Raw genomic sequence first — 26,329 nt, 5'->3', positions numbered from 1 at the left:
TTCGTTCCGGGAGAATCTGCGTCCGCGAGCTACCCCCGCACCAGATCGCCAATCAGGCTTGCCGCCACCGAGAGCTTGGAGACGGAAAGCCCGGATCCCGCGATCTCGTGCACGCCGTTGCGGGCGCGCTCGACCACCTCGCCGCGCGCCAGCGCCCAGGCGGTGACGCCCTGCGCGCCGGTGCCGTGCTCGGTGATGACCTCGGCAGTAAGGCGGCGCACCGCCACCTCGAACGCCGCCAGCGCCCGCTCCAGCGCCAGCCGGTCGTAATAGTCGGACACCGCAAGCCCCTGCGCCGGGCCGAGAATGCGATCGAGCCGGAAATGCAGCCCGACGGCGAAGAAGGTCGCCGCCACGTCGCCGATCGGCGCGCCGGTGCGGTCGGCGATCATCACGATGTCGGTCGAGCTTTCCACCGCCGGCAGCCGGGCGATGCGGCGCGCCAGATTCTCCGGCACGCCGGCCTCGGTCCAGCGAGTGACGCGCGCGTCGTGCAGGTTGCGCGTCTCCTCCGGCAGCAAGTCGCGCACCACGCCGCGCAGCACGTCCTCCACCGGCGCGATGCCGGCGGAATAATGCGCCACCAGTTCGACGAGGCTCTGCCGCAGGTCGACATTGCGCAGGACCCACACGGTGCGGTCGAGCAGCATGTCCTGCACGCCGGCATAGAGCTCCAGCTGGATGCCGCCCGCGACCTTGCCGTCCAGCGCGTCGATCTCGGCGCCCAGCGCATTGACGCCGAAGCTGTCGCGCGTCGCCGCGAACGCCTTGGCGATGGAGCCGGCACCCGCGCCGGTCTCGTCCGTCAGTCGCGCCACGAAGGCGGGGCCGCCATGGTTGATCATGGCGTTGGACAAGCGGGTAGCGATGATGTCGCGCCGCAGCCGGTGCGCCTCGATGCCCTCGGGAAAGCGCGTGCTCAGCTCGTGGGGGAAATAAGCGACGAGTTCGCGGAAGAGATAGGGATCATCCGGCACGTCCGTGTCGAGCAGGTCGGAATGCGCGGTCAGCTTGGCATAGGCCAGCAGGATCGCCAGCTCCGGCCGCGTCAGCCCCTCGCCGCGCCCGCGCCGCTCGTTGAGTTCGCCGTCGGAGGGCAGGAACTCGACCGCGCGGTCCAGCAGGCCCCGCGCCTCCAGTTGCTGCATCAGGCGCTGGTGGAAGCCGAGATCGGCCGCCGCCCGGCGCTCCGCCAGCGAGAGAGCCAAGGTCTGGAGGTAGTTGTTGCGCAGCACGAGACCGGCGACCTCGTCGGTCATGGAGGCGAGGAACGCCTTGCGCGCCGCCTCATCCAGCCGCCCCTCACGCGCCGCCGGCACCAGCGCGATCTTGATGTTCACCTCGACGTCGGAGGTGTTCACGCCGGCGGAATTGTCGATGGCATCGGTGTTGAGGCGCACCCCGCGCCGCGCCGCCTCGATGCGCCCGCGCTGGGTGACACCGAGATTGGCCCCCTCGCCGACCACCTTGGCGCGCACATCCGCGCCGGCGATGCGGATGACGTCATTGGCACGGTCGCCCGCCTGCGCATCGGACTCGGAGGAGGCGCGGATATAGGTGCCGATGCCGCCGAACCAGAGTAGGTCCACCGGCGCCTTGAGGATGGCGCTCATCACCTCCGCCGGTGAGGCCGAGCTTTTGTCGAAGCCCAGCACCTCGCGGATGGCCGGGCTGAGCGGAATGCTCTTGGCCGAACGCGGGAACACGCCGCCGCCGGCCGAGATCAGCGACTTGTCGTAGTCCTGCCAGGACGAGCGCGGCAGGGCGAACAGCCGCTGGCGCTCCTTGAGGGAAGCGACCGGATCCGGGCTCGGATCGAGGAAGATGTCGCGGTGATCGAAGGCGGCGACCAGCTTGATGGTGTTTTCCAGCAGCATGCCGTTGCCGAACACGTCGCCCGACATGTCGCCGACGCCGGCGACGGTGAAGGGCGTCACCCGGATATCGACATCCATCTCGCGGAAATGCCGGCGCACCGCCTCCCAGGCGCCGCGCGCGGTGATGCCCATCGCCTTGTGGTCATAGCCGACCGAGCCGCCCGAGGCGAAAGCGTCGCCGAGCCAGAAGCCGCGCGCCTGCGAGAGCGCATTGGCGGTATCGGAGAAGGTCGCCGTGCCCTTGTCGGCGGCGACGACGAGATAGGGGTCGTCCTCGTCATGGCGCACGGTCAGCGGGGGATGCACGATCGCCCCGGCATCGATGTTGTCGGTCACGTCGAGCAGCGAGGAGACGAACAGCTTGTAGGATTCGGTGCCTTCCGCCTGGATCGCCTCGCGCGGGCCGGAGGGCAGTTGCTTGGGCACGAAGCCGCCCTTGGCGCCCACCGGCACGATGACCGCGTTCTTCACCTGCTGCGCCTTGACGAGGCCCAGCACCTCGGTGCGGAAGTCCTGCGGCCGGTCGGACCAGCGCAGCCCGCCACGCGCCACCCGGCCGAAGCGCAGATGGATGCCCTCCACCCGCGGCGAATGCACGAAGATCTCGAACAGCGGCTGCGGCAGCGGCATGCCCTCGACCCTGTGGCTGAGGAATTTGATGGCAATGGCCGGCTTCAGCCCGCCATCCTCGCCGAGCTGATAGAAATTGGTGCGTACCGCCGCCTCGATGAGGTTGGCGAAGCGGCGCAGGATGCGGTCCTCGTCGAGGCTCTGCACCTCGGCGAGCGCTGCCTCGATCTCGGCGCGGATCGCCTCCTCGCGCGCACCGCGTTCGTCCTGCCGGCCGGCGCCGACCTCGAAGCGCGCATGGAACAGCGCCACCAGCCGGTCGACGATGGCGGGATGGGCGTTCAGCGTCGCCCACAGATAGTCCTGGCTGTAGGGCACGCCGATCTGGCGCAGATAGCGCGCAAAGGTGCGCAGCAGCGCGATGTCGCGCCAGCCGAGCCGGGCATTGAGCGCCAGAGCGTTGAAGCCGTCGCTTTCCGCCGCGCCGCGCAGCACCGCCATCAGCGTGGCATGCAGGCGGCCTTCCAGCACATCGAGCTCGATATCGCCGCCGCCATGCCGGCCGAGCACCATGTCGTGCACATAGACCGGCACCGAGGCTTCCGGCTGGACGGTGAAGGTGCGCTCGTCCACCACCACGAAACCCATGGCCTCCAGCATCGGCACGCGCTCGGAAAGCAGGCGCGGAACCTCGTAGCTGAGCACCTTGAGCGCGATGCGCTCGCGTCCCTTGATCAGCGCCGGACGGTGGAAATCAGCCGCCACGGGATGGTGGGGACCGAGCCGCTCGATGAGGCGCAGATCCGCCAGCGCCTCCTCCGGCGAATAGCTGCTCTGGTAGCCGGCGGGGAACGCGGCGGCATAGCGCCGGGCCAGCTCCGCCGCCGGCGCCGAAGCGAAGACCAGTCCGAGCGCGCGGCCGAAGGCGTCGCTCCAGGTGCGGATGATCTGGCTGACGGCGTCTTCCAGTTCGAGGCGGCCGACCTCGCGCACCGGCATGCCGGCCTGCTCGACGACGAAGTGGACGCGGGTGATCGGCCCTTCCATGAACAGCGGGTGGAACGCCGCCACTTTCCCGCCGAAGCTCGCCTCCAGCAATTCGCCGATGCGCTGGCGCACCTCCGAGCCGTAGCGGTCGCGGGGCACGAAGACGAGCACGGAAACGAAGCGGTCGAAGCGGTCGCGCCAGGCCAGCACGCGCACGCGCGGATGCTCGTCGAGCTGGAGGATGGCGAGCGCAAAGTGATAGAGCGTCGCTGGATCGATCTGGAACAGATCGTCACGCGGAAACGTCTCCAGCACCTTCGCCAGCGCGCGGCCGGAATGGCTCTCCGCCACGAAGCCGGCACGCGCCAGCAGGTTCGCCGCCTTGCGGCGCAGGATCGGGATGGCGGAGACCGATTCGGTATAGGCCGTGCTGGTGAACAGGCCGGCGATGCACAGGCCGCCGATGACGCGGCCCTCGGTGTCGTAGCGCTTGACCACCACGACGTCGATCCACGCGCGCCGGTGCACCACCGAGAGGGTGCGCGACTTGATGATGACCAGCGGCGTCGTCTCGGCGAGCACGTCGGAGAGATCGGCACTCACCGCCTGCGGCTCGCTGGCGCGGCGGAACAGGCGGAACTCCTCATCCGCCAGCACACCGCAGGCATCCGTCATGCGACGGGCGAAGGCGAGCGCGCCTCCCGCGGAGGGACCCGCGTCGTAATGACGGCTGCCGAGGAAGGTGAAATTTCCATCCAGCAGCCATTCGAGGAAAGCCGCGGCCTCATCGACCTCATCGCGCGGCACGCTCGCCGGTGCGTTGGCCAGATCCGCCAGCGCGGCGCGCAGCTGCTCCGTCATCGGCCGCCAGTCGACCACGGCGGAACGCACCTGCGCCAGCACGGCCGCGAGTTCGGCGACCAGTGCCGCGCGCACCGCGTCATCGTCGATACGGGGAATATGGATGTGGATCAGGCTCTCGCGCCGGGCGCGATGGCCGATGGCGGCATCGGGCGGCGTCAGTCCCTCGAGCTGCCCATTGGCGTCGCGCTCCACGACCAGAATCGGATGCACCACGAAGGAGGCGGTGATTCCACGCGCATTCAGCGCCGCCATTACCGAATCGAGCAGGAAGGGCATGTCGTCATTGACGATCTCGACGACGCTGACCTTGCCGAGCCGTTCACCCTCGCCGGCGGGCTGCGGCACCTCGACGCGGATATCCGGAGAATTCGCACGACGGCGGGCGAGATGGCGGTAGGCACCGAGCGCCAGCGCGGCCAGTTCATGCGGCGTATAGAGCCTCACATCCTCCGCCACGGCACGGCCGAACAGGCGGCTGGCGAACAGGCCGGGCACGTCGCCATCGGTCGCCTGCAGAATGAGATCGGCCTGTTCAACCAGTTGCCGCGCCGCGCGTTCGTCCTCCGTGGAGAGGAAGCCTTCAACGCCCATGATCCGTACCTCCCAGTGCCGCCTCGTGCCGTGCGTCTCGTCCGCTCATGGCGGCCGGCCGGGGGCTTTTGTGCATCCTATACCTTTCGGCCGGATGACGGCACAGCCTCATGTTGCATTGCGGTCACACAATGGCGGCGACGGGTCGAAGCCTTGACCTGGATCAAGCGCCGGCGGCGCGGCTGGCATCACCTTGCCCGATATGAACCGGACGACGATCCGGGCTGGGGCTAAAAGGGGTTTGCACATGACGACGCGTCGTTTCGGTTTCAACAAGTTCTCGGCAGCCGCTGCGCTGCTCATGGTGACCGCTTCGCCGCTCGCCATGTCCTCGGCCTACGCGGCCGACATCGCCACGCCGGTCTACAAGGCGCCGGCCGTGCCGGTGGTGGAGGAGCGCAGCCCGTGGCAGATCCGCCTGCGCGGGCTCGCCCTCATCACCGACAGCGGCGGCACGATCGACGGAATTCCGGGTTCGGATCTCGACTACTCCAACACCGTCATTCCCGAACTCGACATCACCTACTACTTCACCGACAACTGGGCGGCGGAACTGGTCCTCGGCGCGGCCTCGGCCAACGTCAACGCGGCGGGCTCGGTCTCTTCGCTCGGCAAGATCGGCGACGCGTGGCTGCTGCCGCCGACCCTCACGCTGCAGTATCACTTCACCAATTTCGGCGCCTTCAAGCCCTATATCGGCGCCGGCGTGAACTACACCTTCTTCTTCGACCAGTCGGGCGACGCGGTCGATACGCTCGACATTGAAAACACCTGGGGCTGGGCGCTGCAGGCCGGTTTCGACTACATGATCGACGAGCACTGGGGCGTGAACTTCGACGTGAAGAAGATCTTCCTGGAACCGGACTTCACCGCGACGGTCGGCTCGACGGTACTGACCGGCAAGGCCGATCTCAATCCGTGGCTGATCGGCGGCGGCGTCACCTATCGCTTCTGAGCGTGGGGCCTGCGGGAGGGTCTTGGGGAAGACCTTCCCGTGTTGGGGGAAACGAAAAAGGCCGGCGCAAGCCGGCCTTTTTTGTCACGTCGTCATCCCGGAACGGCCGCGAGGCCATGTCCGGGATCGCAGCCGAGGCGGAAAGCGATTCCCGCTCAGTGGCGGAAGTGCCGCACGCCGGTGAACACCATGGCGATGCCCGCCTCGTCGGCGGCGGCGATCACGTCCGCATCGCGGATCGAGCCGCCCGGCTGGATCACCGCCGTCGCCCCTGCCTCGATTGCCGTCAAGAGACCGTCGGCGAAGGGGAAGAAGGCGTCGGAGGCAACCACCGAGCCCTTGGTCAGCGTCTCGGCAAGCCCGGCGGCACTCGCCGCATCGCGCGCCTTCTGCGCGGCAATGCGCGCCGAATCGACCCGGCTCATCTGCCCGGCGCCGATACCCACCGTGGCGAGATCGCGGGCGTAGACGATGGCGTTCGACTTCACATGCTTGGCGACGCGGAAGGCGAAGGCGAGGTCCGCCAGTTCCTTGGCGGTCGGCGCGCGCCTGGTGACGACCTTGAGCTCCATGTCGTCCACCACCGCATTGTCGCGCGACTGCACCAATAGGCCGCCGGCGAGCGACTTCACCGCGATGCCCGCCCCGCGCGGGTCCGGCAGCGCGCCGGTCACCAGGAGGCGAAGATTCTTCTTGGCGCCGACGATGGCGATCGCCTCCTCGGTGGCGCCGGGGGCGACGATCACCTCGGTGAAGATGTCGACGATGGCGCGCGCCGCCTCGGCATCGAGCGGGCGGTTCAGCGCCACGATGCCGCCGAAGGCCGAGGTCGGGTCGCAGGCCAGCGCCTTGCGATAGGCTTCCTCCAGGCTCGCCCCTTCGGCGACGCCGCAGGGGTTGGCATGCTTGACGATGACTACCGCCGGCGCGCGGGCGGGATTGAATTCGGCGACCGCCTCGAAGGCGGCATCGGTGTCGTTCAGGTTGTTGTAGGACAGCGCCTTGCCCTGCAACTGGCGGGCGGTGGCGACGCCGGGGCGCGGCGCGCCGCCGGTATAGAACGCCGCGCTCTGGTGCGGGTTCTCGCCATAGCGCAGCGCCTCGGTCAGCGTGCCGTCGAAGATGCGGGTGCGCGGCGCCTCTTCGCCTTCCACGGTCGCGAACCAGCGGGTGATCGCCGCGTCATAGGTGGCGGTGCGGGCATAGGCCAGTTGGGCAAGCTTGCGACGGGTTTTGAAGCTGGTGCCGCCCTGCGCGGCGAGGTCCGCGAGCACCAGCTCATAGCCGGCGGGATCGACCACCACCGCCACATCGGCATGGTTTTTGGCGGCGGCGCGGATCATCGCCGGCCCGCCAATGTCGATATTCTCGACGCACTCGTCATAATCGGCGCCGCGCGCCACCGTCGCCTCGAACGGATAGAGGTTCACCACCACGAGGTCGATCGGCTTGATGGCGTGCGCGGCCATCGCCGCCTGATGCTCTGCATTGTCGCGGATGGCGAGGATGCCCCCATGCACGCCGGGATGCAGCGTCTTCACCCGCCCGTCCATCATCTCGGGAAAACCGGTGAGGTCGGACACGTCGAGCACGTTCAGCCCGGCATCGGCAAGCGCCTTGCGCGTGCCGCCGGTCGAGACCAGCTCGATGCCGCGCGCGGCAAGCTTTTCGGCGAAGGCGACGAGCCCGGTCTTGTCCGAAACGGACAGGAGCGCACGGGCGATGGGGCGGACATCGGTCGACATGAGCGGGCCATTGCATTTGCTGAGTGACAGGGCGCCGCCCTATCACGTCTGCGCCGCCGCGTGAACCTTTGCCCGCCGCAGCCCTGCCGTGCAGGCACGCGCGTTCAGGGGCGCAGCGCCCGCATCCGCAGGAACGCCCAGGCGACGTGCGGCACCAGATGCGCCCGGCCGGTGATGACCAGCTGCTCGGTGCGGCGTGGTCCGCCGCCGCCAGCGAAGATGATGCTTTCCTCGATCGTCACCGTCGCCTCGGGCGCGGTGAAGGCCCAGTCGTCGCCGTCCGGCATGCGCAGGATCACCGTATGCCCGTCCGCCGCGCGCGAGGGCTGCACCGCCGGATGCAGGTGAAAGCGGATCGCATAGCGGTCGCGCCCGTCGGCGGCGAACTCCTCGCCATGGGCGACACGGAACAGGTCCTCGCCGTCGAGCCGCGCGCCATCGGGGGAGAGCCGCCAGGAACGCTGGTGGATGAGGTCGAAACGACGGGCATAACCGTCATGACTGGCACGCAGCACGTCGGCACCCCCGCGCTCCCCCCGGTCGACATGCATCGAGGCCGGACCGTCGATAACCGGCGTGCCGCACACCCGCCGCAGCAGGCCACTGGAAATGAACCGGCAGGAGGAGGTGTCCTCCACGGTGACGGTCGAGTGGGCAGCGGTCTGCCGTGCCACCGCACGCCACTCCTCCCGCCCGGTCGCCGGCATGCCGCAATTGATCACGACCCGGTTGCGGCCGGACGACAGCTCGAAGGACAGGCAACCGGCATGCGCCTCGTCGGAGAGCGCGAGCGGCGGCGGCAGGCCGGTATCGGCGATGAGCACCGTGCCGCCCGCCTCCATGCGCTGATAGCCGGAATAGGGCGCGTTGGAGAGCGGCCGGCCGCGCGCATCGTCATAGGCGAGCACGGTGGCCAGCCAGTCGGCCGGCGTCGGCCCCATGCCGTTGAAATGGGCGAACACGCCGTCGCCATGCCGGAAGAAGCGCAGCATCGGCATCATGCGGTCTATGGCGTTGAGCAGCGCCGCCGGCGGCTGCAAATGGCGTGCGCCGAAGCACTGGCGCAGCGGCAGCAGGTCGAGCAGCACCTCGATTAGCATGCCGGGATTGCGGCTGGCAGGACCGCCATCGGCGAGAATCTGCCGGTCGAGCTCCTCCACCAGCCGCCTCTGCGCGAACCGCAGCAGGCGCGGCTGGTCGGCCATGCACAGGCCGGCGAAGCACAGCGCCACCGCGCAGATGAGGCGCGGGCGACCGTCGCGCACATGCGGGCTCACCCGCTTGAGGTAGCGTACCTGCGAGGTGAGGCTGCGGATATAGCGGCGGTGGAAGCTCGAATCGGCGTCCTGCAGGATGAGTGGCGACTGGGTGAGCCAGCTGATGACGCGCCGCGCGGCGATCTCCGGCGCCAGCGCCACCGCCAGGCGATGCCCGCGCATGGCGATCCAGTCGCCGACCAGGGCGCGCGCATTGGCCCGCGCGATCGCAGTCCCGGCGGCCTGCATGTGGCGCAGCCAGCCGAAGGCCATCAACTCCTCGGCCCATTCGCGCGAGGGCGGCTCGACCTCGAAGGGCGAGGCGCCGTCGGTCAGCACCACCTTGCCGGCGAAGGCGAAGCGCCCCGAATAGAATTCGGTGGCACGGGTCGGATCGCCGGTGCGCAGGTCATGCGGCGCGAACAGCAGCCGCGAGGGCACCGATACCGAGCGCGAGCGCCAGGGAAACCAGCGATGGGCGATGGCGAAGACGCACACGCGCCGCCAGCCGGAATCCGCCACGAACCGCGCCATGCGGGCGCGGTCCGCGTAGACGTCGCGGGCCATTAGCGCCTCATCCCCTGTCGATTTCCGTCGATCTTCTCGGGCACGCAGCCGCCCTCCCCAGTGTGGCAGCTTACCCAAGCCACAGCGAAGGTCCAGCAGCGCGCCCGGCGCGCGTGCGGCCTCACCGCCGCCGCAGCCGCGCCGCGAAGAATCCGTCGAGCCCGGCCAGACGCGGATCGGCATCCGGCAGATGAACGGGCAGGGTGCGCACCTCGCCGGCCGCGTTGATCCACGCGGCATCGATGCCGCATTCGCCGGGCCGAACGGGATCGCGCTCGAAGTCCTCGCGCGCCGCGAGCAGCGCCTCGATCTGGCGCTCGCCCTCCTCCGGCTCCAACGAGCAGGTGGAATAGACCAGCACGCCGCCCGACTTCACCAGATCCGCCGCGTTGCGCAGGATGCGCGCCTGAAGCCCCGCAAGGCTGGCGATGTCGCCCGGCGATTTGGTCCAGGCGACATCGGGATGGCGGCGGATGGTGCCGGTCGCCGAGCACGGCGCGTCGATCAGCACGCCGTCGAACGGCCCGCCTTTCCACGACGCCGCATCCCCCTCCACCACCTCGGCCTCCAGCGTGAGGCGGGCGAGGTTCTGCGTCAGCCGGCGCAGGCGCTGGCCGGAACGGTCCACCGCCGTCACCCGCGCGCCGCTGGCCGCGAGCTGGGCGGTCTTGCCACCCGGCGCGGCGCAGAGATCGGCGATGGTCTGTCCGGGCGCGGCGTGCAGCAGCAGCGCCGGCAGCGCCGCCGCCGCATCCTGCACCCACCAGGCGCCCTCCTCGAATCCCGCCAGCGCCGGGACATTGCCGGCCTCGACGAGCCGGATCGAGCCGGTTGGCAAGAGATGCCCACCGAGCTTCTCGGCCCATTCGGCGGCGTCAGCCTTCGCGGTGAGGTCGAGGGCGGCCTCCTGCGCCAGCGCATGGGAAATGGCATGCGCGGCTTGCGGGCCATAGGCCGCCGTCCAGCCATCGATCATCCATTGCGGCTGCTCGGGCACGTCCGGCAGGCTCGAAGCCCCCTCGCGTGCGATCCGCCGCAGCACGGCATTGACCAGCCCCTTAAAGCCGGCGCTGGCCTGATCCTCGCTGGCCAGCGCGACGCCGGTGGACACCGCCGCATGGTCGGGAACGTCCATGAACAGGATCTGCGCGGCGCCGACCTGCAGGATCGTCTGCACCCGGCGCGCGCTCGCAGGCAGGCCGCGCTCCAGCATGGAGCGGATCAGCGCGCTCAGGCTGCCGAGACGGCGCAGCGTGGTCGCCGCGATCATGCGGGCGAGCGCCCGGTCGCGGTCGTCGAGTTCGCGGGTGAGCCGTTCCAGCGCCTCTTCGAGCGGGCGCCCTTTTTCCAGCACGGCCTCGATCGCCTCGACGGCGGCGCGGCGCACGCCAACGCCCGGCACATCGGGCGCCCGGCCGCGGGCGGCGGGTGCGGGACGGGAGGGCTGGCGCGTGCGGGGCGTTTTCTCGTTCATCCCCGAGGGACTAGGCCGGCTGGCACGCGAACGCAACATGCGAGGCCCATGCGGGAACCGGGAGCGCACCCGAGTGAACCAGAACCACTTCTGCCGACTTGTCCCGACGCTCCTGTCCGGCAACCCTTGTGAAAGGCCGTGAGATCGTCTCCTATCCCTTGCATCCGCCCGCCGTCCCTCGCAGCGTTTGATTCATGCCCCATCTGATCCTGATCGCCGACATCGGCGGAACCTCCTCGCGCCTTGCCCTCGTCGGCAAGGACGGCGTCCCGGCAGATATCCAGATCCACCGCAACGATTCGTTCGCGGGCTTCGAGGCGATGATCGAGGCCGACCTCGCCCAGCGCGAGCCGGCGGTGGTGCGCACGGTCGGCGGCGCGGTGCTGGCGGTGGCGGGCCCGGCCGACGGCGAGCTCGTGAAGCTCACCAATCGCGACTGGGCCTTCTCCAAGCGCGCGATCCGGCGGCATTTCGGCTGGCAGAAATTCGCCGCCGTCAACGATTTCGAGGCGCTCGCCTATGGCGTGCCCGCGCTGGGTCCGAGCGACCTCGTGCCGGTCGGCCAGGGCGTGGCGGAGGCGGACAAGCCGATCCTCGTCTGCGGGCCCGGCACCGGCTTCGGCTCGGCCGGCCTGCTGCGTATCGGCCGGCAGTTCCACGCCCTCACCGGCGAAGGCGGGCGGGTGCGGCTCGGCGCCGCCAATGCCGAGGAGGTCCATATCCTCGCCCACATGCTGCGCGAATTGGGGCCTGTCGCGGTCGAGCACGCGCTGTCGGGCTCGGGCCTCGCGCGCATCCACGCCATTCTCACCGGGCAGACCATCGCGCCCGAGGCGGTGATCGCCGCGGCCGGCCGTGGCGAGGGCGACGCCCTCGCCACCTGCCACACCTTCCTGCGGCTGTTCGGGCGCATCGCCGGCGACCTCGCACTGATCCTCGGCGCGCGCGGCGGCGTCTATCTCGCCGGTGGCGTCTCGGCCGGTCTGGCACCGTTCTTCGAAGGCTCGCCGTTCCGCGAGGCCTTCGAGGAGCATCCGCCCTTCGAGGCGCGGCTGGCGGCGACGCCGGTCAACATCATCACCCACCCGACGCCGGGCCTCATCGGCTGCGGCCAGCTCGGCGGGCGCCTGGCGAAAACGTTGAAGCCTAACCTGCGCGTGGTGTGAACACAGCCGCGTCCGCCGCGGCCTCCAGTGCGGCGGGGTCAAACCCCGCCCGCTCCAGCGTTGCCCGCATATGGGCGGGAAGCGGCGCGCGCGCATCGATCGCCTCGCGCCCCTTCTTCTGCGGAAGCACCACCCGGCGCGAATGCAGGTGCAGGATCGGCCCGCCCGGCAGCCGCGAGGCGCCACCATAGATGCTGTCGCCGAGGATCGGGTGGCCAATGGCGTCGAGATGTACGCGCAGCTGATGCGTACGGCCTGTGAGCGGAGATAGCGCCAGCACGGCGAAGCCCTCGCCGGTCGCGATCCGCTCCCATTCGGTGATCGCCTCCTGCCCCTTCGGATCGACCGCCATCCACCAGCCGCGCGTCGGCGAGCGCTTGGAAAGTCGCAGCTCGATGCGCCCGCGCGGCTCCTTCGGAACGCCGCGCACCACCGCCACATAGGTCTTGCCGACCGTGCCGTCGGCGAACGCCTTGCCGAGTTCCGCCAGCGCCTTGCGATGACGGCCCAGCACGAGGCAGCCGGAGGTGTCCTTGTCGAGCCGGTGCGCCAGCTCCGGCGCGCCGGGCAGGCCGAAGCGTAGCGCGTCGAGATGGTCGGCCAGCGTCTCGCCGCCCTTCGGCCCCTTATGGACCGCCAGACCCGCCGGCTTGTCGATGACGAGCATCATGCCGTCGCGGTGCAGCACGCGGGCGGCGATGTCGAAGGACGGTTCGGAAGGTGACGCGGACAGGTGTTCCATGCCGCGTGTCACATCATAAAGCGGAAGCCACGTCGAGTAGTCCCGCCAGCGGAGAGAAGAGATGAGCAACGAAGATACCCGGCGTTTTCACATCGTGACCGGCGGGCCGGGAGCGGGCAAAAGCAGCCTGATCGCGGCACTGGCCAGCGAGGGACTGGCCACCATGCCGGAAGCGGGACGCGCCATCATCCGACATCAGAGCGCCATTGACGGGCTCGCCTTGCCCTGGCGCGCCCCCGCCGCCTTCGCCGAGCAGATGCTGGGCTGGGAGATGCGCTCGCATGAGCAAGCGCGGGAGGTCGCGGGCCCGGTCCTGTTCGATCGCGGGGTGCCCGACATCATCGGCTATCTGGAGCTGACCGGCCTGGAGGTGCCTGCCCATGTGGAAGAGGCGGCCCGGCGCTTTCGCTACAACGAAACGGTCTTCATCGCCCCGCCCTGGGAAGCGATCTACCGTCGGGACAGCGAGCGGCGCCAGGATTTCGCCGAAGCCGAAGCCACCTTCCGGGCGCTGGCCACCGCCTATACCCGGCTCGGCTACCGGCTACTCCAACTTCCCTGTCTTCCCGTCGACGAGCGGGTCCGCTTTGTGCGCGCACGACTCGGCTGAGCCGGCGCCGCCCCGCGTCGAGAGCTAGCCCCGCCGCAGCTCCTCGCCCACATCGAGCGTCGAGCGCACGCCGATGTCGTCGAAGTGCTGCTCCAGGAAGGCTTCCGCCGCCTCGCGGCCGATGGCCTTGAGAAACAGCAGGAACTCCCATTCCGCGTTCATCTTGGTGGAAGCATCGAGCGCGATCAGCTTCTCCGCCCCGTCGATGCGGTGCAGGCGCAGGTCGCGATAGCCGTCGATACCGCTGCCCTTCTTCTTGAGGTTGCCGTGCTTGAGCAGCCGCGTGACGAATTCCGCCGCGCGCAGCTGCGCCAGCAGCGAGGCGTTGAAGGTGATCTCGTTCATCCGGTTGTTGATGTCGCGCGCCGTCTTCGGCGTCTCGCGGCGGATGATCGGGTTGATCTGCACCAGCAGAATGTCGTCGGTCTTCACGGCGTTGTAGAAGGGGAACAGCGCCGGATTGCCCATATAGCCGCCGTCCCAATAGGGCACGCCGTCGATCTCCACCGCCTGGAACATGAAGGGCAGGCAGGCCGAGGCCATGATCGCCTGGGCGGTGAGCTCATGCTTGGCGAAGACCCGCACCTTGCCGGTGTGCACATTGGTGGCGCTGACAAAGACGTGGACATGGCGGCACGACTGCACCGCCCCGAAGTCGACATGCTCGTTGATGAGGTCCATCAGCGGGTTGATGTTGAGCGGGTTGAAGTCGTAGGGCGACAGGAACCGGCTCATCATGTCGAAGGCGATGTAGCTGGGATTGGCGTTCAGCGACCAGTTGCCCATCAGCCGGTCGAGCAGCGTGCGCTGCAACGGGCTGGTGCGCCCGTCCTTGGAGACGGCGCGCCAATAGCGGTCGAGCGCCTCGCGCCCTCCCTGGTTGCCGCCGCGCGCCAGGCCGGTGGCCAGCACGGCCGCGTTCATCGCCCCGGCGCTGGTGCCGGAAATCCCTTCGATGGCGATGCGGCCATCTTCCAGCAGCCGGTCGAGCACGCCCCAGGTGAAGGCGCCGTGTGCGCCGCCGCCCTGAAGCGCCAGATTGATCGGCTTGAGCGCAGGTCCGTCGGCGCCGGACGCGGCCTTGGCCGCCGCGGCCGGGCCGGGCTTGCGCTTGACCTCCGCCTTGCCGGTCGGCGTCGCCAGCGCTCCCGCAACCGCCTCGGCCTGTGCCTGGCCAGCCGGTGTCGGTTCAGCCGGAGCCGATGCGGCAACGGGTTCATCCTTCACCGGAGCGACGGCGACGGGGGCCGGCGCCGTCGTCCTGCTGGCAGACGGCTTGGCCGAAGGTTGCTTGCTTGCGGGCTTCTTGACCACGGGCTGCCCGGCGGCCGCCTTCTCTGCCACCGGCGGCGACACATCCGGCGTGGCCGGCGCCGCTGACACAGCCGCCGGCAGTTCGCTGGGCTTGGCCGCAGCCTTCCTGACCGGCGCGCGACGGGCGGGCTTGGCCGCAGGTTCAGCCGGCGCAGAAGGCACCGCCTGAGCGACCGCGACCTCGGCCACCGGCTTGGCCGGAGTGATGGCGGCTTTGGCGCGGCCGCGCCGCGCCGGCATCTTGGGGGTCTGGGCCACGCCGTGTCTCCGCTTGACTTACTCGGCGACCCAGCCACCGTCGATCTGCTGCATCGAGCCGGTGATCGAACGGGCGCTGTCGCCGGCCAGGAATACGGCGAGCGCCGCGACCTGGTCGACGGTGACGAATTCCTTGGTCGGCTGTTCGGCCAGCAGGAACTCCTTCACCTGCTGCTCGGTGATGCCGCGCGCCTTGGCGGTGTCGGGAATCTGCTTCTCGACGAGAGGCGTCCAGACATAGCCGGGGCAGATCGCGTTCACGGTGATGCCGAAGGTCGCGGTCTCCAGCGCCACGGTCTTGGTCAGGCCGGCGATGCCGTGCTTGGCCGAGACATAGGCCGACTTGAAGGGCGAGGCGACCAGCGCATGGGCCGAGGCGGTGTTGATGATGCGGCCCCATTTGCGCGCCTTCATGCCCGGCACGGCGGCCTTGATGGCATGGAAGGCGGCGGAAAGGTTCAGCGCGATGATGAGATCCCACTTGTCGTCGGGGAACTCCTCGACCGGCGACACGTGCTGCACGCCGGCATTGTTGACGAGGATGTCGACCGAGCCGAGCGTGTCCTCGGCGAACTTCACCAGGGCGGCGCATTCCGAGCCCTTGGTGAGGTCGGCGCCGGAATAGATCGCCTTGACGCCGAACTCGCTCTCGATGCCCGAGCGCTCCTTCTCGATCGCCGCCGCGTCGCCGAAGCCGTTCAGCGTGACGTTCACGCCTTCCGCTGCCAGCCCGCGGGCGATGGCGAGGCCGATCCCGCTGGTGGAGCCGGTGATGACGGCGTTCTTTCCCTTAAGCATCGAAGGCGCTCCTGAAAATTGAAATGGGGGCCGGCATCGGCCCGCGACCGGGCCTCGCGCCGCGCCGTTGGAATTCCCACATGGGCTACGCTAGCACGCTCGCATGTCGTGCAAAGCACTTATCGCTGCGGCGCACGCAAATGCGCCACAGCAGTTTCCGCATCCCTACCGTCGGGTTAAGATGGCGACATGACAGCCAGCGACCGTTCGCATGATCACGATCACAGCGCCTGCGTCTCCGACGCGCTGGCGCGCGCGGAGACGTCATGCGGCGAGCGCGGCGCGCGCTTGACGCCGCTGCGGCGGCGCGTGCTGGAAGGTCTCGCCGACAGCCACGTCCCGCTCGGCGCCTATGAGCTTGTCGAGCGGCTCGGTGCCAGCGGCGACCGGCCGCCGCCCATGTCGGTCTATCGCGCGCTTGATTTCCTGGTGTCGGAGGGGCTCGCCCACCGCATCGAGAGCCTCAACGCCTACATTGCCTGCGGCCGCGACCACGCCCGCGATGACGTGATCGTGTTCCTGATCTGCGAGGCCTGCGGGCTCACCTCGGAAGTCGCCTCGCACGCCATCGGGCGCGATGTTTCCTGGGCCGCGCGCGCCGCCGGCTTCACCCCGCGCGCCTCGGTGATCGAGATTCCCGGCACCTGCGCCCGCTGCAAGGCGGCGACTTCCAAGGCGGAACTCATCGCGGAAGCGGCCCGTTGACCGTGACGGCGCGGAGGCTTAACCCGGATCGACCGCAATGCGGTTGATGACCGCCCGGAAGAGATCGCCATGGACGCCGTGACCGACGCGCTCGCCCCCATCGTCGCGCCCGATCTGGAAGCCGCCGGCCCCGCGCCGCGCCGGCAGACCATTGCCGTGCGCGTCGGCAACGTCACCGTCGGCGGCGGCGCGCCGGTGGTGGTGCAGTCCATGACCAATACCGACACGGCGGACGCCGAGGGCACCGCCCGGCAGATCGCCCAGCTGGCCCGCGCCGGCTCGGAGATCGTGCGCATCACGGTGGATCGCGAGGAAGCCGCCATGGCGGTGCCCGCGATCAAGGAGCGCCTGCTGAAAATGGGGCTCGACACCCCTATCGTCGGCGACTTCCACTATAACGGCCACCTGCTGCTGTCGAAGTACCCGGACTGCGCGAGCGCGCTCGACAAGTACCGGATCAATCCCGGCAATGTCGGCTTCGGCGAGAAGCGCGACCGCCACTTCGCCACCATCGTCGAATTGGCGATCAAGCACGACAAGCCGGTGCGCATCGGCGCCAATTGGGGCTCGCTGGACAACGATCTGCTGACCGCGCTGATGGACGCCAACGCGAAGCTGCCGCGCCCGGCGGAAGCGCGCGCCGTCACCCGCGAGGCGCTGGTGCGCTCGGCGCTGCTGTCCGCCGCGCTGGCCGAGGAGATCGGCCTGCCGCGCGACAAGATCATCCTCTCCGCCAAGGTCTCGGCGGTTCAGGACCTGATCACCGTCTATGCCGAGCTCGCCCGCCGCGCCGACTATGCGCTGCATCTCGGCCTGACCGAGGCGGGCATGGGCTCGAAGGGCATCGTCGCCTCCTCCACCGCCATGGGCGTGCTGCTGCAACAGGGCATCGGCGACACCATTCGCGTCTCCCTCACGCCGGAACCCAATGGCGACCGCACCCGCGAGGTGACGGTGGCGCAGGAAATGCTGCAAACCATGGGCCTGCGCACCTTTGTGCCGCTGGTCGCCGCCTGCCCCGGCTGCGGGCGCACCACCTCCACCACCTTCCAGGAACTCGCCTTCGAGGTGCAGGACTTCATCCGCACCTCCATGCCGGAATGGAAGAAGCACTATCCGGGCGTCGAGACGCTCAACGTCGCGGTGATGGGCTGCATCGTCAACGGGCCCGGCGAGAGCAAGCACGCCGACATCGGCATCTCGCTGCCCGGCACCGGCGAATTCCCCACCGCGCCGGTCTATCTCGACGGCAAGAAGGCGATGACCCTGCGCGGCCCGAGCCTGCGCGACGACTTCAAGAAGATCGTCGAGGACTATGTGGCGCGCCGCTTCGGGATAACGGGACGCACAGGGGAAGTGGACGCGGCGGAGTGAGCCTGCGCAAAGCGGCCAATGCGCGGGCGCCCGTTGCCCTCTGGCGCCTTATCGCGTAAAAGCCCGCGCTCGCCCGAGCCTGTGAATGGCAGGGCCTTCAGGAGATGGATCATGGGCTACAAGGTCGCCATCGTCGGTGCCACGGGTAATGTGGGCCGCGAAATGCTCGACATCCTTGCCGAGCGGGGTTTTCCCGCGGACGAGGTTATCGCGCTTGCCTCCCGCCGTTCGGTCGGGACGGAAGTCTCTTTCGGCGACAAGACGCTCAAGGTCAAAGCCCTGGAGCACCACGATTTCTCCGACACCGACATTTGCCTGATGTCGGCCGGCGGCGAGGTGTCCAAGGAGTGGTCGCCCAAGATCGGCCGCCAGGGCTGCGTGGTGATCGATAATTCCTCGGCCTTCCGTTACGACAGCGACGTTCCGCTGGTGGTGCCGGAAGTGAACGCCGATGCGGTGAAGGGCTTCGCCAAGAAGAACATCATCGCCAACCCGAACTGCTCGACCGCCCAGCTCGTCGTGGCCCTCAAGCCGCTGCACGATCTGGCGACGATCAAGCGCGTGGTGGTGGCGACCTATCAGTCCGTCTCCGGCGCCGGCAAGGACGCCATGGACGAACTGTTCGCGCAGACCCGCGCCGTGTTCGTCTCGGATCCGGTCGAAGCCAAGAAGTTCCCCAAGCGCATCGCCTTCAACGTCATCCCTCACATCGACGTCTTCATGGAAGACGGCTACACGAAGGAAGAGTGGAAGGTGATGGCGGAGACCAAGAAGATCTTGGATCCGAAGATCAAGCTGACCTGCACCGCCGTGCGCGTGCCGGTGTTCATCTCGCACTCGGAAGCCGTCAACGTCGAGTTCGAGAAGCCGATCACCGTCGAGGAGGCTACCGAGGCCCTGCGCAACGCGCCGGGCGTGCTGGTGGTCGATAAGCGCGAGCCGGGCGGCTACATCACGCCCTACGAGGCGGCCGGCGAGGACGCCACCTATGTCTCGCGCATCCGCGAGGATGCGACGGTGGAGAACGGCCTCTCCTTCTGGTGCGTGTCGGACAATCTGCGCAAGGGCGCGGCGCTGAACGCGGTGCAGATCGCCGAAGTGCTGGTGAACCGCAAGCTGCTGCTGCCGAAGTCGCAGAAGGCGGCGTGAGCCTCTTCGATCGATCGTGAAACGTGCAACGGCCGCCCTCGGGCGGCCGTTGTCGTTTCGGGGCTGCCGCCCTCACACTCATGATTGCGCGCTCTGCGCGAAGAAGCGATGCTGCGAAGGTTTCGGCGGGCGGCACCATGAACGAGCTTGAAATCTCCAATCGGGAATTGTCGCGGCTGGCCGACGAGGCGATGGGTCTTGCCAAGACCTATTGGGCCTCGCTTGATGCGCGTGCGGCCTATCCCTCGACCAGCGGCCGGCAGACCACGGAGCTTTTCGCGCGGCCCTGGGCCGAGGAGGGGCGCGGCGGGCAGGTCCTGCAGGACTTCACCCTCATCGCCGAGCATGTGCGCCCCGCCACCGGGCGGTTCTTCGGCTATGTCCTCGGTTCGGGCGAGCCGGTGGGCGCGCTGGGCGAGCTGCTCGCCGCCGTGCTCAATCAGAACGTGACCTCCTGGCGGTCCGCGCCAGCGGCGGCAACGATCGAGCGCGCCGTGGTCGGCTGGCTGGCGGAAGCCGTCGGCTGCGCCGGCTTCACCGGCAGCCTGTGCGGCGGCGGCTCGGCGGCGAACCTGATGGGACTGGCCATGGCGCGCGAAGCCATACTGCCCGCCAACGAGACCGGGGTTCGCGGCGGCGTCATCTATGCGTCCGAGCAGGTGCATATGTCGATCCCGAAGGCGGTCGCGCTACTGGGGATCGGCCGCAACAACCTGCGCCTGATCCCCGTCGACGATGAGTTCCGCATGCGGCCGGAGGCGCTGGAAGCCGCGATCGCGGCCGACCGCGCGGCCGGACATACGCCCATCGCCATCGTCGCAACCGCCGGCACCATCGTCTCCGGCGCCATCGACCCGCTGCCCGAATTGACGCAGATCGCCCGGCGTGAGGGGCTCTGGCTGCATGTCGACGGGGCCTATGGCGCGCTGGCGGCGCTGGCGGCGCCGGCGAAATTCGAAGGCCTGGCGGGCGCGGACTCCCTGTCGCTCGACGCGCATAAATGGCTGTACCAGCCGCTCGACTGCGGCTGCCTGCTGTACCGCCATCCCGACATCGCGCGCCGGACGTTCGCGCACAGCGACGACTATGTCAGCATCACCAATGAGGACCCCGTTGAGGCGTTTGCCTTCTTCGAGGAATCCATGGAACTCTCCCGGCGGTTCCGGGCGCTGAAGCTGTGGATGTCGCTGCAATATCATGGGCGCCGGGCGTTTCGCGCGGCGATAGGGCAGGATTTGCGCCACGCCCGGCTTCTGGCGGAAGCCGTCCGCGCGAACCCGGCCCTGGAGCTGCTGGCGCCGGTTTCGCTGAGCGCCGTGTGCTTCCGCCACCGCACCAAGGACAATCCGGCAATCCTGAAGCGCGTGATCGCGCGCGGCCGCGTCTATCTGTCGAATGCCACAGTGCACGGCCGGTTCGCGCTGCGGGCCTGCTTCGTCAATCATCGAACGACGGATGACGATGTAAGCGCCATCGTGTCCGAAGTGATTGCGGCCGCTGACGAACTGAACGCCTGACACGGGGCTTGCCGGCTTTGTCACGGGGCGGTGGTGAAGGTGCGCCACCATTCCGCCGAACTCGGCTCGCACCACTGGCGCGCTACCTCCAAGAGGAACCAGGCTTTGCTCAGACGCGCCATCGCGACCGTTATGCTGCTCGCAAGCTTCGTCGCACCCGCCCTCGCCCATCCCCACGTGTGGGTGACGGTGAATTCCGAGCTCGACTACGCCCCGGACGGCAAGCTGACCGGCGTCCGCCACGCCTGGACCTTCGACGAGGGCTTTTCCAGCTACGCGCTGCAGGGGCTGGAGACCACGGCGGACGGCAAGCCGAGCGAGAAGACGCTGAAGGAACTCGCCCAGGTGAACATCGATTCCCTCAAGGAATTCGACTATTTCACCTATGCCAAGCGCGGCAAGGAGGCGATCGCGTTCGCGCCGCCGAAGGACTACTCCCTCACCTATGACGGTACATCGCTGACGCTGCACTTCACCCTTCCCTTCGCGCAGGCGCAGGCAAAGAAGGGCGCGATGACGCTCGACGTGTTCGATCCCACCTATTTCGTCGCCTTCCAGCTTGCCGACGACGATCCGATCAAGCTCGCCGGCGCCTCCGACGGCTGCAGCCTGACCCTGCACCGCCCGGACCCGGCGGCCGTGGGCACCACCAACCTGTCGGAAGGTTTCTTCAACGCCCTGACATCGGCGAGCAGCTTCGGCTCGCAGTTCGCCAACCGCGTGACGGTGAGCTGCTCGTGAGCCGCAAGCTCTTCTGGACACTGCTCGCCGTGCTGGCGGGCATCGTCGCGACCCATCCCGCTCTTGCCCAGAGCCCGTTCGGCGTCGCGGCGCCACTGCCCGAATCCGGCGGCATCGCCGGCTTCATCCTCGCCAAGCAGGCGGAGTTCTACCGCCTGCTCACCAGCGCGGTGCGCGCCTCCAAGCAGGATGGCAGCGCGCTCGGCCTGCTGGGAGGCATTTCCTTCGCCTACGGCATCTTCCATGCCGCCGGCCCCGGCCATGGCAAGGCGGTGATCTCCTCCTACCTCCTCGCCAATGAGGCGACGCTGAAGCGCGGCATCGGCCTCGCCTTCGCCAGCTCCTTCGCGCAGGCGCTGACCGCCATCCTGGTGGCGAGCGTCTTCGCCGTGGTGATCGGCGCGACCGCGGCGACGATGAGCCGGGCGGTCTACATCATCGAGCTCGCCGCCTATGCGCTGATCGTGCTGATCGGCCTGCGTCTCGCCTATTTCAAGGGCCGCGCGCTCATCGCTGCCTGGCGCGGCGAGCCGGCGCACCTCCATGCCCCCGGCGAAGCCTGCGAGGATGGCCACGGGCATCTGCCCGCACCCGAGGACCTGCCGAAGGGCAATGGCTGGCGCGAATGGTGGGGCGCGGTGCTGTCGGTCGGCCTGCGGCCCTGCACCGGCGCCATCCTCGTCCTAGTGTTCGCGCTGACGCAGGGCATCTTCTGGGTCGGCGCGGTCTCGACGCTGCTGATGGGCATCGGCACGGCGATCACGGTAAGCACGATTGCCGCCCTCGCCGTCTTCGCCAAGCACGCCGCCGTGCGCCTCGCCGCGAACCGTCCGGGCTCGGGCGGCGCGCTGTTGCTGCGCGGCGTGGAATTCCTCGCCGCGCTGGCGCTCATCGCCTTCGGTCTCGCGCTGACCTTCGGCTTCATGGTGAGCGAGCGGCTGAGCCTCGGTTGAGGCCCAGTCCGCCGCCGGTCAGTCCTTCAGATAGTCGTACACGACCTTGCCGAGGCCGAGTGTGAGGTCGGATTTGATGTGAACGGCGGAGACGACCTCGAGCACCGGCAGCTTGGCCACGTCGCAGATGGCGTGCGGGAACAAAGCGAGGGCGGCCGGGCCGGTCCACGCCTCCTTCACGGTGACTTCCTCGAGATAATACTCGACCAGCTCGCAGACGCGCGCCGTGCCGTCGACATGCGGGATGATCTTGATCATCCAGTTCGGCGTCAGCATTGACTTGAGGATCGCCTCCTTGTCGAGCGCCTCATATTTGTAGCCCATGGTGCCGGTGGCGCAGAGCACGCTGCCATAGTTGAGCTTGGCCACCAGCACGTCGCTCTCGACCTCGAAGGACGGCTTGGCGAGCTTCTTCGGGAAGCCCCAGAGCTCACGCCCGCCGGCGATCGGCGCCTCGTCGTCGAGATACATCGAATGGACGTAGCCGCCCTTCTTGCCCTCGAACTCCACCGGGATCACCTGCCCGGTCTCGGTGTAGTCGCCGAAGCCGGTCGAATCCGGCATGCGGATGAACTCGTATTTGACGATCGGGTCAGTGACCTTCAGCGGTTCGGGCACCACCTTCTGGAGCGCGGCGGGATCGGTGCGGTAGGTGATGATGAAATATTCGCGGTTGAAGAAGCGGTACGGCCCCTTCGGATAGGAAGGGCTGGTCAGCGGCATGGAATAGGCGGTGCGGCGGACGTCCTCGATCTTCATGGCAGGCCCTCAAGCTGAACGATGCTTGGAGCCTAGTCGAGTATGCCGCGCTGCAACAGCGCGAACCGCGTCACCTTTTCTTCACAGCACGAGCAAGCCGGCGCCGCCATCCTCCGTGCCGATGGCGACCGCTCCGCCATCCGCCCGCCAGGCAAGCGCGCTCACCGGGCTGCCGGAAGGCGCGCGCAGCAGGATTTCCGCGCCATCGGAGATGCGCACCAGCATCGCCAGCCCGTCCTCATAGCCGATGGCGATGACCTCGTCCTTGGGATGGGCGGCCACCGCCGAGACCCGCACATCGCGCGGCGCCAGCATGGTCGGCTGCTTGCCCATCGGGCCTTCCTTGCTGGCAAAGGGCCAGAGGATCGCCTCGCTCGACCCCGAGGTGGCGAGGAAGCGCCCGCCGCTGGTGAACTCCATGGAGCGCACGCGCGAGGGATAGCCGGACATGCGCATATGCGCGCCATCCGGCAGGCGCCAACCATGCAGCGCCGGCTCCTGCATCGTCGTCACCACGAAGCGCCCCTCCGGGTGCCAGAGCACGCCGCGATGCGAGCCCTTCCATTCCAGCACTTCGGGCTTGGCCTGCGCATTGGGGAACCACAGCGAGGCGCCGCCGTAATGGGCCACGGCAAGGCGCGTGCCCTTCGGCGCGAAGGCGAGGCCGCCGACAGTCGAGGGGAAGTCGAGCGATTTCCGCTCGCCCTTGGCGGGCTGGAAATGCGCGGTCTTGCCGACGGAAAACGCGAAGCTCCCATCCGCGCCCGCGGCCACCTGGTCGATCCAGCGCCCCTTCTGCTCGAACAGGGTCTGCGTCGTGCCGTCCAGCGAGGTCGCCGCTACGCGCCCATCATCGCCGCCGGTCAGCAGGCGGCGGGCATCGGCGGAGAAGGAAAGGATCGCGCCCCTATGCGCGGCGACCCGCGTCTCCTCGTCACCCACCAGCACGACGTCGCCCTCGGCGAGGGCGAACGCCGCAACCTTGCCGAGGAACCGCGCACCGACGACGCCGGTGCCGAAATCCAGCTTGCGGAGTTTGGAGGTGAGCGAGGACGGCGAGGAAGACAGGGCGGCCATGGGCGGATCGGCTCTCGTGAGGACGCAGTCGGGTTAGCCCAAATCGCGCCCGCCGTCACGGGTGGACGTCCGACTCCGCCGTGATCCCGGACTGCCGGAGGCCCTTATCCGCCCTCCCCGTCATCCCGGAACGCCCGTCAGGCCGTATCCGAGATGACGGGTGGTACGTCCCGGGTCAGCGTCCCTCACGCCACGCAGGCGAGGAAACCCTGTTCCAGCTTCGCCCGGTCGAGATGGCGGCCGATGAAGACGATGCGGCTCGTCTTCGCCTCGTCCGCCTTCCAGGGACGCTGGTGGTCGCCATCGAGGATCATGTGCACGCCCTGGAACACGAAGCGGTCCGGGTCATCCTTGAAGGCGAGGATGCCCTTGGAGCGCAGGATGTTGATCCCTTCCGTCTGAGTCAGTTCCTGGATCCACGGGAAGAACTTGTCCGGGTCCAGCGGCTTGTCCGACGCGAAGGAAAAGGACTGCATGTCCTCGTCGTGGAAGTGCTTGTGGCCGCCTTCGAGGAAGTCCGGGTCGAGCGCCTGGATACGGTCGAGGTCGAAAGCGCCCTGCCCCAGCACCTTGTCAATGGCGATGTCGGATTTCTGCGTCCGGTGGATGCGGGCGAAGGGGTTGATGGCGCGGATGCGCAGCTCGACATCCTTCAACTCAGCATCCGAGACGAGGTCGGTCTTGTTGAGCAGGATCACGTCGGCGAAGGCGATCTGGTTCTTGGCTTCAGGCGCGTCCTTCAGCCGGTCCTTCAGCCATTTGGCATCGGCGACGGTGACGACGGCGTCGAGCGTGGTCTTGGCGCCGACCGTCTCGTCGACGAAGAAGGTCTGGGCAACCGGCGCCGGATCGGCAAGGCCCGTGGTCTCGACGATGATGCCGTCGAAATCGCCCTTGCGGCGCAGCAGGCCGTCGATGATGCGGATGAGATCGCCGCGCACGGTGCAGCAGATGCAGCCGTTGTTCATCTCGAACACTTCCTCGTCGGCGCCGACGACGAGGTCATTGTCGATGCCGATCTCGCCGAACTCGTTGACGACGACGGCGAATTTCTTGCCGTGCGGCTCGGAGAGAATGCGGTTGAGCAGCGTCGTCTTGCCGGCGCCGAGATAGCCGGTCAGCACGGTGACGGGGATCTTGTTGGGCTGCACGTCGGACATCTAGGTCGCTCCAAATTTTACGTTCCCTCTCCCCGTTGGCGAGAGGGAGCCCGCGAAGCGGGTCGGTGAGGGGTCGGACGCCGGATGCCGGCGAGCCCCCTCACCCCACTCCTCCCCACTCGGGGGAGAGGGAGCCGTTGCCCTCAGCTCGACAGCGCCGCGGAGAACTGGTGGATGTTGTTCTCGATCATGTCGATGTAGGTGCTCGCCGGGCCTTTGTCATCGGACAGGGCGTCGGAATAGACCTCGCCGCCGATCTTCGCGCCGGTCTCGCTGGCGATGCGCTTGACCAGACGCGGATCGGAGATGTTTTCCATGAACACGGCCGGAATCTTCTCCGCCTTGATTTGGCGGATGATCTTGGCGACGTCCTTGGCGGAAGCCTCCGCCTCGGTGGAGACGCCCTGCGGCGCGACGAACTCGATGCCATAGGCGGCCGAGAAATAGCCGAATGCATCGTGCGAGGTGATGATGCGGCGCTTGTCGGCGGGGATCTTGGCGATCGCGGCCTTTACCTCGGTCTCGAGCGCGTCGAGCTTGGCGGTATAAGCGGCGGCATTGGCCTCATAGGCGGCCTTGCCGTCCGGATCGGTGGCAATCAGCCCGTCGCGGATGTTGGCGACGTAGAGCTTGGCATTGGCCACGGACTGCCAGGCATGCGGATCGGTGCCGCCATGGTCGTGCGCCTCGTGGGCGTGGGCGTCTTTGGCGTGGGCGTCCTTGGCATGCGCGTCGTGACCGGCCTCCTCTTCCTCCTCGGCCATTTCGCGCGGCTCGACGCCCTTGGAGGCAACGAAGATCTTCGCCTTGGTGCCGGAGGATTTCACCAGCCGGTCGATCCAGCCCTCAAAGCCGAGGCCATTGACGAAGACGACCTTCGCGGCGGCGATCTTCTTCGCGTCGGCGGGGGCCGGCTGGAAGACATGCGCGTCGCCATTCGGCCCGACCAGCGTCGAGACGCTCACCCGATCGCCACCAACCTGGCGTACGAAGTCGCCAAGGATGGAGAAGGTGGCGACGACGGGCATCTTCGCGGTGGGCGCCGCGTCCTGTGCAAGGGCCGGGGTGACAAGCGTCGCCGCGACGAGAGCGGCGAGCCAGGTTCTGCGATTGAGCATGG

Annotated in this window: 20 protein-coding genes; 9 read left to right on the top strand and 11 right to left on the bottom strand. The window is 68.4% G+C overall.

Annotated features, from left to right (window positions below):
• Positions 1-29: 29 nt before the first annotated feature.
• Complete coding sequence (locus tag ACO2RV_RS09490; protein WP_423292213.1) at positions 30-4,889, bottom strand: NAD-glutamate dehydrogenase; 4,860 nt, start codon at positions 4,887-4,889, stop codon at positions 30-32.
• A 247-nt stretch (positions 4,890-5,136) separates the two neighbouring features.
• Here ACO2RV_RS09490 and ACO2RV_RS09485 point away from each other — a divergent pair, with 247 nt between their 5' ends.
• Positions 5,137-5,844 carry an OmpW/AlkL family protein gene (locus ACO2RV_RS09485; protein WP_423292211.1) on the top strand — a complete coding sequence of 236 codons (708 nt, stop codon included), beginning with the start codon at positions 5,137-5,139 and terminating at the stop codon, positions 5,842-5,844.
• A gap of 155 nt (positions 5,845-5,999) precedes the next feature.
• Here ACO2RV_RS09485 and purH read toward each other — a convergent pair whose 3' ends face one another.
• From purH to rsmB, 3 genes are all read right to left on the bottom strand, one after another.
• On the bottom strand, positions 6,000-7,589 hold the full coding sequence (purH, locus tag ACO2RV_RS09480) for a bifunctional phosphoribosylaminoimidazolecarboxamide formyltransferase/IMP cyclohydrolase (RefSeq protein ID WP_423292209.1): 1,590 nt from the start codon (positions 7,587-7,589) through the stop codon (positions 6,000-6,002).
• Positions 7,590-7,693: 104 nt separating this feature from the next.
• Positions 7,694-9,412 (bottom strand): heparinase II/III family protein, encoded by a 1,719-nt coding sequence (locus ACO2RV_RS09475; RefSeq protein WP_423292207.1) that lies wholly within the window; start codon positions 9,410-9,412, stop codon positions 7,694-7,696.
• A 121-nt stretch (positions 9,413-9,533) separates the two neighbouring features.
• On the bottom strand, positions 9,534-10,886 hold the full coding sequence (gene rsmB, locus ACO2RV_RS09470; protein WP_423292205.1) for a 16S rRNA (cytosine(967)-C(5))-methyltransferase RsmB: 1,353 nt from the start codon (positions 10,884-10,886) through the stop codon (positions 9,534-9,536).
• Between the two features lie 194 nt (positions 10,887-11,080).
• Here rsmB and ACO2RV_RS09465 point away from each other — a divergent pair, with 194 nt between their 5' ends.
• A complete protein-coding gene (locus tag ACO2RV_RS09465) occupies positions 11,081-12,052 on the top strand; it encodes a glucokinase (RefSeq protein WP_423292203.1) in 972 nt (323 codons plus the stop codon).
• Here the strand turns inward: ACO2RV_RS09465 and ACO2RV_RS09460 are convergent.
• Positions 12,033-12,794: an RluA family pseudouridine synthase gene (locus ACO2RV_RS09460; RefSeq protein WP_423292201.1), complete on the bottom strand. Its 762-nt coding sequence runs from the start codon at positions 12,792-12,794 to the stop codon at positions 12,033-12,035. The genes ACO2RV_RS09465 and ACO2RV_RS09460 overlap by 20 nt on opposite strands.
• Positions 12,795-12,855: 61 nt before the next feature.
• Between ACO2RV_RS09460 and ACO2RV_RS09455 the strand changes: the two genes are divergently transcribed.
• Positions 12,856-13,404, top strand: coding sequence for an AAA family ATPase (locus ACO2RV_RS09455; protein WP_423292199.1), 549 nt, complete (start codon positions 12,856-12,858; stop codon positions 13,402-13,404).
• A gap of 24 nt (positions 13,405-13,428) precedes the next feature.
• On the opposite strand, the gene ACO2RV_RS09450 is transcribed toward ACO2RV_RS09455, so the two are convergent.
• Both ACO2RV_RS09450 and ACO2RV_RS09445 read right to left on the bottom strand, forming a co-directional pair.
• Positions 13,429-14,976 (bottom strand): patatin-like phospholipase family protein, encoded by a 1,548-nt coding sequence (locus ACO2RV_RS09450; RefSeq protein WP_423292197.1) that lies wholly within the window; start codon positions 14,974-14,976, stop codon positions 13,429-13,431.
• Between the two features lie 18 nt (positions 14,977-14,994).
• Entirely contained in the window at positions 14,995-15,774 is a 780-nt protein-coding gene (locus tag ACO2RV_RS09445; RefSeq protein ID WP_423292195.1) for a 3-hydroxybutyrate dehydrogenase, read from the bottom strand.
• Positions 15,775-15,963: 189 nt separating this feature from the next.
• Between ACO2RV_RS09445 and ACO2RV_RS09440 the strand changes: the two genes are divergently transcribed.
• The 6 genes from ACO2RV_RS09440 to ACO2RV_RS09415 all read left to right on the top strand — a co-directional run bounded on the left by ACO2RV_RS09440 (position 15,964) and on the right by ACO2RV_RS09415 (position 22,213).
• Positions 15,964-16,479 carry a Fur family transcriptional regulator gene (locus ACO2RV_RS09440; RefSeq protein WP_423292193.1) on the top strand — a complete coding sequence of 172 codons (516 nt, stop codon included), beginning with the start codon at positions 15,964-15,966 and terminating at the stop codon, positions 16,477-16,479.
• A 69-nt stretch (positions 16,480-16,548) separates the two neighbouring features.
• On the top strand, positions 16,549-17,853 hold the full coding sequence (ispG, locus tag ACO2RV_RS09435) for a flavodoxin-dependent (E)-4-hydroxy-3-methylbut-2-enyl-diphosphate synthase (RefSeq protein WP_423292191.1): 1,305 nt from the start codon (positions 16,549-16,551) through the stop codon (positions 17,851-17,853).
• A gap of 111 nt (positions 17,854-17,964) precedes the next feature.
• Positions 17,965-19,002 carry an aspartate-semialdehyde dehydrogenase gene (locus ACO2RV_RS09430; RefSeq protein WP_423292189.1) on the top strand — a complete coding sequence of 346 codons (1,038 nt, stop codon included), beginning with the start codon at positions 17,965-17,967 and terminating at the stop codon, positions 19,000-19,002.
• Between the two features lie 137 nt (positions 19,003-19,139).
• Complete coding sequence (locus ACO2RV_RS09425; protein WP_423292187.1) at positions 19,140-20,519, top strand: pyridoxal phosphate-dependent decarboxylase family protein; 1,380 nt, start codon at positions 19,140-19,142, stop codon at positions 20,517-20,519.
• 39 nt (positions 20,520-20,558) lie between these two features.
• Complete coding sequence (locus tag ACO2RV_RS09420) at positions 20,559-21,260, top strand: DUF1007 family protein (RefSeq protein WP_423292185.1); 702 nt, start codon at positions 20,559-20,561, stop codon at positions 21,258-21,260.
• Entirely contained in the window at positions 21,257-22,213 is a 957-nt protein-coding gene (locus tag ACO2RV_RS09415) for a nickel/cobalt transporter (protein WP_423292183.1), read from the top strand. The genes ACO2RV_RS09420 and ACO2RV_RS09415 overlap by 4 nt, the downstream gene beginning before the upstream one ends.
• Positions 22,214-22,231: 18 nt before the next feature.
• Here ACO2RV_RS09415 and ACO2RV_RS09410 read toward each other — a convergent pair whose 3' ends face one another.
• From ACO2RV_RS09410 to ACO2RV_RS09395, 4 genes are all read right to left on the bottom strand, one after another.
• Positions 22,232-22,972 (bottom strand): acetoacetate decarboxylase, encoded by a 741-nt coding sequence (locus ACO2RV_RS09410; protein ID WP_423292181.1) that lies wholly within the window; start codon positions 22,970-22,972, stop codon positions 22,232-22,234.
• A gap of 81 nt (positions 22,973-23,053) precedes the next feature.
• Positions 23,054-24,049, bottom strand: coding sequence for a WD40 repeat domain-containing protein (locus ACO2RV_RS09405; protein ID WP_423292179.1), 996 nt, complete (start codon positions 24,047-24,049; stop codon positions 23,054-23,056).
• Positions 24,050-24,234: 185 nt separating this feature from the next.
• A complete protein-coding gene (locus tag ACO2RV_RS09400; protein WP_423292177.1) occupies positions 24,235-25,209 on the bottom strand; it encodes a CobW family GTP-binding protein in 975 nt (324 codons plus the stop codon).
• Between the two features lie 143 nt (positions 25,210-25,352).
• Entirely contained in the window at positions 25,353-26,327 is a 975-nt protein-coding gene (locus ACO2RV_RS09395) for a metal ABC transporter solute-binding protein, Zn/Mn family (protein ID WP_423292175.1), read from the bottom strand.
• Between the last annotated feature and the right edge of the window lie 2 nt (positions 26,328-26,329).

Source organism: Ancylobacter sp. VNQ12, from assembly GCF_049445835.1.
Lineage (GTDB): Bacteria > Pseudomonadota > Alphaproteobacteria > Rhizobiales > Xanthobacteraceae > Ancylobacter.
The sequence above is the reverse complement of the archived record's forward strand: the minus strand, read 5'-3'. Positions and strand labels throughout refer to the sequence as shown.